The sequence below is a fragment of the Sulfurovum sp. genome (genome assembly GCF_041551015.1).
Lineage (GTDB): Bacteria > Campylobacterota > Campylobacteria > Campylobacterales > Sulfurovaceae > Sulfurovum.
The window spans coordinates 1-9,837 of record NZ_JBFENQ010000061.1; the positions used below are offsets into that span (position 1 = coordinate 1).

A 9,837-nucleotide genomic window follows, 5' to 3' on the forward strand; every position below is an offset into this window, starting at 1 on the left:
AGCTCTGTCACTCTTAAGGTTATAGAAATCACGTATAAATTTTTTATCTCTCTCATTTACAAGTCTTTGTACTTCAGCATAGTCTTCTTTACTTCCGGTCTCAGCACATTTTTGGATAGCAGAAATAGTTGGACGCGAGAAGTCATGGAACTCTTCACCTTTTTTGTACTTGTAGTACCCACCTTTATAGAGTGAATTCTTTTGACCTTCAAACTCTGTAGTAAATGCACGTTGGTGATTTGCATTAAGACGTGCATCAATATCTTCATAACTAAGACCAGATAAAAGTCCCTTTGTACCAGGGAAACAATCCGCTACAATCGCTTCACTTAATCCGATCACATCAAATAAACTTGAATTTCTGTAAGAAGAGATCGTCGAGATACCCATCTTAGACATGATCTTCATAAGACCAGCACCCATAGCTCTTCTGAATTTTTTTAATGTTGCCTGGATTGTGTCACTACCTTCTTCAAGCTCTGCTACTGTATAGTAAAGTAGATAAGGGAAGATAGCTGCTGCACCAAAACCGATCATACATGCTGCAGAATGTGGGTCAAATACTTCACCTGTAACCGCAACCATACTGGTCAAGTGTCTGAGTTTAGCTTTTAAAAGCTCCTGGCTCAAACGCCCAATAACCATAGCCATTGGAATTACTTTTGTATTTTCATCAAGATTTCTATCATCCAAGATAACCGTTCTGACACCATTATCTCTTACATCTGAAATAATCGTTTGAACAAGTGCATCTAAGCTTGCTTTGATGTCTGTTGTATAGGTGGTATCATACTTCCCTACTTTATATGCAGGATCGTATTTCTCATTCTCTTCATCGCCGAATTCCTGAAGAATACAAAATTTTTCTGCTGACATAAGAGGAAGTACTGTTTTAAGTCTTTTTGCATGCTCGGCATCATCTGAAAGTACGTTTCTTACTTCACCAAAACCTGTATTAAGACTCATCACTGTCTTTTCTCTAATAGGATCTATAGGAGGATTGGTAACCTGGGCAAATTTTTGTTTGAAAAAGTCAGTAAAATTTCTCTGTTCTGTTGAGAATGCAGCGATAGGGGTATCATCACCCATAGCACCTGTTGTCTCTTTGCCCTCAGCAATCATAGGTTTGATCACTTCTCTCATTACTTCAAGCGTATAGTTAAAGTAACGCTGTCTTGCCTCCATATTGCCATACTCAATAGAAGATTTTGGTACTTCAGCAGTTGGCACATGTTCTTGCAGGTAAGACATATTCTCACCAAGCCATTTATTATAAGGATTTGCTGCTTTTATATAATCATTAATGTCATTATTTTTAAGCACTGTACCATGCTTAAGGTCGATTCCCATCATTTCGCCAGACTGTAGTCTTCCTCTCTCAACGATCTCTTCTTCAGGAATCTGAAGTACGCCATACTCAGAAGAGATAAGCAGTCTGTTGTCTTTGGTTCTAATGTATTTAGATGGTCTTAATCCATTTCTGTCTATTACACAACCGATATAACGACCATCTGTCATACTTACAGCAGCAGGTCCATCCCATGGTTCAAAACATGTACTTGCGTACTCATAAAATGCTCTAAGTTCAGTATCCATATGTGGTGCATTATGCCAAGGTGCCGGGATCAAAGAACGTGCTGCTTTAAAGAAATCAACACCATTTACACGTAAAAATTCCATAAAGTTATCTAAACTTGCCGAGTCACTCATGCCATTTTGTATGATATTTGTCAGTCTTGTCATCTCATCATCTGTAAATACATCTGATTTTGCTGTAGCTATTTTAGCTGCTACGTTAAATCTGTTTGCCGTTACGGAATTGATCTCACCATTATGGGCTATCATTCTAAACGGCTGTGCAAGTTTCCACTGGGGAAGTGTATTGGTTGAGAAACGTTGGTGGAAAAGACAAAATGAGATCTCAAAATCTTCATTTGCAAGATCTTTGTAAAACTCTTTGATGTGCGTAGGCATTACAAGTCCCTTGTATGAGACTACCGATGTTGAGAATGAAGGAATATAAAAAGTTGGATCTTCGATAAGTTCAGCTTCTATCTCTTTACGAGAAAGATAGACTAATGCTTCAAATCTATTTGCAGCCACTGCTGATTCAGGGGCAACAAAGACTTGTTTTATTGTTGGTAGTGATGCCAATGCCTGTTCACCAAGGGCATTAGTGTCTACAGGTACAGTACGTGTATAAAGAACTTTAAGGTCATTGTTCTCACATACTCTATTGATCACATCAAAATCTGTTTCATTGTTTGAGAAAACCATCGCAACAGCGTAAGACTCAGGCAAGTCCACACCATGAGCAGCCGCTTCTTTGTTAAAAAATGATTTAGGCAGAGAAAGCAAAAGACCTGAACCGTCTCCTGTCTTACCATCTGCTGCGATAGCTCCTCTATGCATCATACGTGACAATGAAGTAACAGCATCTTCCAAGTTTTTATGTGAAGGTGTATTGTCGATGGACGCTAAAAGTCCAAATCCACAATTATCCTTAAACGAAGTAAATAAATCTCTCATATCCCAACCTTAAAAATAATATAACGAAACATCATATAGTGTTCCTAAATGGGGTGGATTATACTTAAATGTTCGTTAAAGGCTGTTTAAGGCTTAGTTAAGCCCATCCTGTCGTGCATTTATCCTGCTCTATTTTTAACATCATTTTGACTATAATTAAAAAAAACTATTGGAGTACATTATCAAAGGTTTTATACTTTCTGTCAGAAAAGCGAAAAATGAAGACTCTATAGCGCTTGTGCTGAGTCCTACAGAAGTCAGAACGTACTACCGTTTTTTTGGTGCAAGACACTCCATTTTACAACTTGGAAACCTGATAGATTTTGAAGTGGAAGGTGAAGGGAGCAGCTTTCTTCCCAGACTGCGTTCCCTCTCTCATATGGGTTTCTCATGGCTCTTTGACAAAAACAAACTCCTACTCTGGCACAATTTCATCAAACGCTTTGAACCACATCTAAAGGATGCAGAAGAGATCGACTCTTTTTACTTTGATCTGCTTCTTTCTGCCGCCAAAAAATGGGACAGACAAAACCCTAAACGCATCATTTGTGAAAGTTACATCGAATTACTGGAGTATGAAGGAAGGCGCTATCCAGAAGAAAATTGCTATATTTGCGAGCATCGTATAGAAGAAGAGATCGCACTTATGCAGTCTTTTAAGCCTGCCCACCCTGCATGTCTCTATAGTTCTGCCCTACCTACCAAAAAAGTGTTGGATTTCTTTGAGACTAAAAAAACAGTATTTTTGGAAGATCATGAAGTGGACTATCTTTTTGAGATTGTAATGAAAGGACTGTAAGATACGTCCCCCATTATAGTCATAATCTAAAATAGGCTCTCTCCAGTGCCTCACTGAAAGTAGGATGTCCCATAATGGTCTTTCTCGCTGAATCCGCAGTCATCTCTCCTGCAAGTGCCATTGCCACAGGTGCGATGAGTTCTTCTGCATCAGGTGCCAAGATCTCAGCACCCAATATCAATCCTTTTTCATCTGCATAAACGATCATCGCACCGCCACTTGAGTGATGAAATACAGAACCGGTAAAGTGATTTAGTGTGATCACACTCTCTTTGAAAACAACAGCATTCTTCTCAAGAGAATATTTGTTTTGTCCAACTGTAGCATAGCTCATCGGTAAAGTATGGATAAATTTTACCACATGATCAAGATTGAGTTTTTGAGGTTTTTTGCCCAATATCTGCATGGTTACATTCAATGCCTGTGCCCTTGCAGCATGTGCCAATTGCACTTTACCGTTACAATCACCAATGGCAAAATGTTTTGCAAGCGTTGTTTCAAAAAATGTATCCGTTTCTATACCTCTATTTACAGCGATCTCATCTGTTGCAATGACATCAGTATTCGGGTGACGACCTGTTGCAACGAGCATCTGTTCAAAATAGCTGGAAGTGCCATCGTCAAAAGTGATATATACCCCTTTTGATGTATTTTCAGCAGAGGTAATCGTATGATTCTTAAGATGCGTGATACCCAGTTTTATTATCTGTTTGACCATTGCACTTTGGATAAGAGGATGTGACTTTCCCAAAAGTGTCTCATGATGGGAAATGAGTGTCACCTGCACACCTGTTGAAGCAAAAAAGCTTGCCATCTCTAACCCTATAGCACCATCACCGTAAATAGCTATCTCTTTAGGCAACTTCTGAAGTTCAAGTACATCATCACTGGTAATGACTGCCTTTCCATCATGCACTATACCCTCTGGGATGTGCGGTGAGGAACCTGTGCCTATGACAATATACTCAGCTTCATATACTTTCCCTTCTACCTCAACTTTATGGGCTGCTATGATATGCCCTTTGCCTTCTATAAGTTCAAGTTGAGTACATTGTGCTCTTACTGCTTTGGTTGCACTCTTAATGAGTTTGTCTTTTTTTTCAGTAAGTATTTGCATATCAAGTGTGACCTCTCCGGTAAAAACACTCTCTTTGCTTTGACGGATCGTATTGGCATGATGGAGAAACATTTTAGAAGGTATACACCCTTTATGCAGACAAACACCTCCTAATTGGTCCAATGATGTTTCAATAAGAGCGACTTTAAGACCCTGTTTTGCAGCAACGATAGCCCCTGCATAATTAAGCCCTCCACCAATGTAGATAATGTCATACATACCAAACTCCTAAAAAATGATCTACTCTTATTATACTCTCTAACTACTATAAAGGTAGAGCCTGTTTAAAATATTTCGCTCACAAGCATTTAAAAAAATTTAAAGTGTAAAGAAAGTACGATAATATGAATGAAGAGACTCAAAAGGATATGATTTGAAAAAAATATTACTGACTTTTTTACTGATATATTCACTTAATGCAGGAGACACCATGAAAGATATTTACGATTTTAACGTTGCAACTATCACGAAAAATGAACAATCCATGGCGATGTACAAAGGTAAAGTACTGCTTATCGTCAATGTAGCGAGCGAATGTGGATTTACACCCCAATATGAAGGACTGGAAAAACTTTACAGGACCTACCAGAAACAGGGATTTGAAATATTGGCATTTCCATGTAATCAATTTGGAGGGCAGGAACCCGGTACTGCAAAACAGATACAAAACTTCTGTAGAACAAACTTCGATGTCACATTTCCACTGTTTGCCAAGATAGATGTAAATGGGAAAGATGCTCATCCCCTCTATGTCTATTTAAAAGATAAAGCGCCCGGTGTATTGGGAACCAAAAGTATCAAATGGAACTTCACCAAGTTTCTTATAGATAAGCAAGGAAATGTTATTGAACGCTATGGATCTTCTACCAAACCTGAAGAGATAAGGTCTAATATTGAGAAGTTATTAGAAAAGTAAAACTGTGTCTTATGCTTCCCTGGAGGGTTGTATCTTATTTATAACGGCATAAAGAGATGGTAGATAGACAAGGTTCAAAACTGTACCCCAAAGTAGACCAAATCCTATAGAGATGGCAATAGGCTGAAGGATAACTGCTTGTCCCGTAGCATAGAAAATGAGCGTAAAGAGTCCTAGGAATGTTGTGATCGAAGTGATCAAAATAGGTCTGAGCCTTAGCTTTGCTCTTTCATAGAAAGTATCTGCATTATGTGTACCATGAAGAAAATCAAGCATAATGATACCATCATTGATAACAACCCCTGCAAGTCCCAACATACCTATGACTGAAGGCATCGAAAGGTTGATTCCGATCAACATATGGCCAAGTAACGCACCAAGCATGGTAAAAGGTATCACGGACATTACCATCAAAGCATAACGAATTTTCGGGAAGATAAAAAGAAGTGTGATCAAGATCAAAAAGACTGCAATGATTAAAGAACGTATCATATCATTTTTAAATTGTTGATTTTTCTCATTCTCCCCTAAAAGACTGACGTCAATGCCCTCATCCTGAATCGTATTTAGCAAAGGTTTGATCTTCTTAAGCACATCCACTGCCGTCGTCTTTTTCTTATCTATATTTGCAAAGACCGATTTAACCGTATTCCCGTCTCTTTTTTCAATTTTTTCATACGCTCTTATCTTTTCGATATCCACAACATCGGTCAATTTAACAACGCTTCCAGAAGGTGTAGGAATCATAAAATTCATTAAAGTCTTTTCAGAATCTTTAACTATAGATTTTGTTCTGATCTCCATCACCCCATTCTGGCTAAAGGTCATTGCTTTACGGCTGTCAAGGAAATAGCCCGAAAGCGTCTGTGCTATTCCTACTTCACTCAGACCCAGTTGTTCGCCATACGCATTGATACGTAACTTGTACTCCATCTTTCCAAGCTGTGCATTGTTACCTACATCTTTAACATACGGAATGACTGAAAGATTTTCTTCAATCCTCTTCATTGCCTCTGCTATTTTTTCACCGTCTTTACCTGAAAGATTGATCTGTATATCATTTTTGATCAAACCTGGTTTGTCTTCACGTACACCAAGCTCTTCAAGTTGATACTTTTTCATCATGGGTGCAATTTCTTTTCTGAGATCTTGTGCAAGGTCATACGTATGTTTCTTTCTGATCTTTTCAGGATCATTGAACATAAAACTAAAATTCATAATAGGATTGACGTAGGCATCGATAAAACTCTGAGGTTCCATATCATAAAGTTCCATAGTGATGTAGAGCATATTGTCTCCATTTTCATCAGTACCTGCAAGTGATCTTCGGTACCCAACAACAGTAGATGTGGATTTAAGTGCGTAGGTATCTTTTTTTGAGAGCACATACTTTTCTATCTCTTTAGCTATCTTATCTGTCTCTTCAATGGTCGTATCCATATTACTTTTTCCTGTAATGTACAGATAGTTACCATCAAAACCAGGGAAAAACTGAAAATTGAGCATCTTGATCGTGAGTACAGTTAAAATAGGTATCACTACGACAAAGGTAAATAAAAACATATATTTAAAGCGGATCACAAGATGTAACAACGCTTCATATTTGTCCTGTAGTGGTTCCCAATTGATAAAGTTTTTCTGCTTTTTGAGAAACTCATCCGCATGTAAGGGTAGAAAGAAAAAACTTTCAAGAAGAGACCCTATAAGAATCATAATCACGGTAATAGGAATGAGGATAATAAAGTTTTTTATCTCTCCTGTGAGCATAAACAAAGGAAGAAACGCTGCAATGGTGGTAAGTGTTGCCAAAGTGACAGGTAAAACCATCTCTTTAAGCCCTTTGTAGACCGCCTCATTTTTAGGTATCCCTTCATTGATATGACGCTGGATGTTTTCAGAAACAACAATGGCATCATCCACAACGATACCTATGACGATGAGTCCTCCCAGCAAGGAGACAATATTGATAGAATACCCCATAAAGTAAAGAAACATGATTCCTATGGCAAAAGAGATAGGAATACCCATCGCTACAATTGATGCGATACGCACATTGATCAGCAGTGCCATGGAGAGAAATACCAGTACCAGTCCAAACATCAGGTTTGAAATAACCGTATTGAGCCTGTCTTTGACTGGTTTGGAACTGTCTTGGTAAAAATCAAAATAGACTTCCGGATATTCTTTAGAGAGTTTTTCTTGCGCATACTTTTGCAAGTCTCTGGAAATATGCATAGAATTTCCCTCAGGCCCTTTTGAGATGACCAAAGTAATATTATTGCGTCCATTAAAAGTTGAAAGTGTTGTATTTTGAGGATAGGTGATATCAACTTGGGCAACATCACCAAGCCTCACTTGCTGCTCTCCTATTTTAATAAGTGCTGATTCCCATTCTTCTTTGTTCTCTTTACCATTTACGGTAGAGAGAAAAATATAATTTCCACTTTGCTTGATATCCCCTATAGGATAGATATAAGAGATTTTTGAGATTGCATCGATAATAGTAGCAGGATCCAATCCATAAGCTCTTACAGCCTCTTCATTGATCTGTACTGAAACCTCCTGATCTGCATCACCATAGATCTGTACTTCACTGACATAAGGATTTCTAGCAATTTTAGATTTAACTTCTTTGGCCGTTTCTATCAATTGACCTTTGGTCATATGCTCAGAAGAGAGAGAAAGTCTTATAAGCGGTCGATTGTGCGTAAGTATCTCTGCTGTTGGCTCAGTCATATCTGCGGGAAGATATTGTCTACTGCGTGCGATAGCATCTTTTGCTTTATTGAGGGCATCTATTTTGTCTGCACCATCATTAAGGTCCAGAACAATAGAAAAGCTACCTGACTTGATAACCGTCTCTATCTTATCGATGCCCTGTATATTTCCCAGTTCATCCTCAATGTCCCGAACCGCCATCTTATCGAGGTTATCTGCACTGGCACCTGCATAACTACCTCTAATAGAGACCTTGTCTAAAGCGATCTCTGGAAAAAGTTCTTTAGGGATATTGTAGTAGGCATTGATACCCAGAAATAAGATGAAGATGAGTAACACATAATTAAGACTTTTATTCTGTATAAAGTAATGAATGAGCCTCATCATATTGGATCCTTGGGAAAGTCTTAGTTTATGTGATTTAATTTTTTAGATTATACTCCTATAATCTAAAAAAAATGGTTTACAGTTTTTTCAAAAATGCAGAAATGATAAATATCATAATACCATTCACACGTCCCTGGATATGTGTCGGGTCACCCGGTACCATACGGATATTTTTCACTGTGGTTCCTTGTTTGGCTGTAAATCCTGCACCCTTCACCACAAGGTCTTTAATGATACTCACAGAGTCACCCTCCACCAGGATAGTCCCATTTGCATCACGTGTTGGTTCCTGTTTCTCAGCTGACAAACCTTCTTGGGCCCATGCTTTTACATCATCTTCAAGGTAGAGCATATCAAGCTGATCTTGTGCACCCAGTTGTGTTAAGAGTCTAAACACCATCACCTGTACTGCAGGTTCTGTACTCCACATACTGTCATGTAGACAGTTCCAGTGTTTTTCATTTGATGTTGGTTCATCTATAGTTGACGCACAGGTACTACAAATAACAATAGCCTCATCTTTCGGTGCAACAGTGTAAGCTACTAACCCTTCTTCAGAACCACATAACTCACACTTATTATCAGATCTATCCATTAATGCTTTATCTATACTCATTTGTGCCCTTTAGTCTCTATAATTATTCGTATTTTACTCTATTAGTTTTAATATAGCCAAAAAAGCCTAACGTTGTTAGATCTTATATAAGATCTAACAATTTTGCTGTATTAACATTTTTCAGATTTAAGTCTTATCTTAGTATAATTAATTTAGGTAAAAATGTTGAAAAAGCTAAACTTGTTGTGAAGCAAGGACAGAAAGTCATGGATCTTTATGGATTAAAGATCGCCAGACTGCACAATGGAGTATACTTCTCCTTTATATATAATACTGTTCAAGTTATTCTATTTCATTGTCTTGCTTTAATTATTTTAAAAAATAAAGGAATTACCATAAAGATACTAAAAAATAAAATGATACTTAGTCTACTCATCATTCTAATGATGGGGATACTAGGAACTATATCTTACTATACATATCTCTCCTATCAGAAATATATCACTGTACAAAACAGTACAGAGGTCCCTTTATTTGTAGAGCATGTTGAGTCTGTTTTGGACAAAATCATCAATGAAAGAATGCAGAGTGCTGCATACTTAGTAACACACACAAAAGATGATTTTACTAAACTGAAGGAATCAAGGATCAACACGGATCATGATCTATTGGAATTAGATACATTTATTAAACAGTACAATCAATTTACATTCTATAGTAAATCTATTCAACACTCTACTGAAGCACTAGAACTCGTTAGAAGAAATGTAGATGATTTACATGATAGCTACAGAGACATTTTTTTGCATGCCTAT

7 protein-coding genes and 1 riboswitch are annotated in these 9,837 nt (G+C 37.7%); of the genes, 3 read left to right on the forward strand and 4 right to left on the reverse strand.

From position 1 onward, the window contains the following. Window positions 1-2,529: glutamate synthase central domain-containing protein (locus tag ABZC96_RS05405; RefSeq protein ID WP_373029633.1), on the reverse strand; the 2,529-nt coding region annotated here is incomplete at its 3' end. A 169-nt stretch (window positions 2,530-2,698) separates the two neighbouring features. Here ABZC96_RS05405 and recO point away from each other — a divergent pair. Further along, a complete protein-coding gene (gene recO, locus ABZC96_RS05410) occupies window positions 2,699-3,328 on the forward strand; it encodes a recombination protein RecO (protein WP_373029634.1) in 630 nt (209 codons plus the stop codon). Window positions 3,329-3,347: 19 nt separating this feature from the next. Here recO and ABZC96_RS05415 read toward each other — a convergent pair whose 3' ends face one another. Then, window positions 3,348-4,664: an NAD(P)/FAD-dependent oxidoreductase gene (locus ABZC96_RS05415; protein WP_373029635.1), complete on the reverse strand. Its 1,317-nt coding sequence runs from the start codon at window positions 4,662-4,664 to the stop codon at window positions 3,348-3,350. A 211-nt stretch (window positions 4,665-4,875) separates the two neighbouring features. Here ABZC96_RS05415 and ABZC96_RS05420 point away from each other — a divergent pair, with 211 nt between their 5' ends. Beyond that, window positions 4,876-5,361, forward strand: a complete 486-nt coding sequence (locus ABZC96_RS05420) for a glutathione peroxidase (RefSeq protein WP_373029641.1) — start codon at window positions 4,876-4,878, stop codon at window positions 5,359-5,361. A gap of 9 nt (window positions 5,362-5,370) precedes the next feature. Here the strand turns inward: ABZC96_RS05420 and ABZC96_RS05425 are convergent, their stop codons facing one another. Further along, a complete protein-coding gene (locus ABZC96_RS05425; RefSeq protein WP_373029637.1) occupies window positions 5,371-8,466 on the reverse strand; it encodes an efflux RND transporter permease subunit in 3,096 nt (1,031 codons plus the stop codon). 76 nt (window positions 8,467-8,542) lie between these two features. Beyond that, the gene (locus ABZC96_RS05430) at window positions 8,543-9,082 is read right to left on the reverse strand and encodes a PhnA domain-containing protein (protein WP_373029638.1); all 540 of its coding nucleotides are present in this window, start codon (window positions 9,080-9,082) and stop codon (window positions 8,543-8,545) included. A gap of 163 nt (window positions 9,083-9,245) precedes the next feature. Continuing rightward, window positions 9,246-9,326, forward strand: a riboswitch (cyclic di-GMP riboswitch). A 112-nt stretch (window positions 9,327-9,438) separates the two neighbouring features. Between ABZC96_RS05430 and ABZC96_RS05435 the strand changes: the two genes are divergently transcribed. Further along, a partial coding sequence (locus tag ABZC96_RS05435) for a hypothetical protein (RefSeq protein ID WP_373029640.1) occupies window positions 9,439-9,837 on the forward strand: 399 nt, incomplete at its 3' end.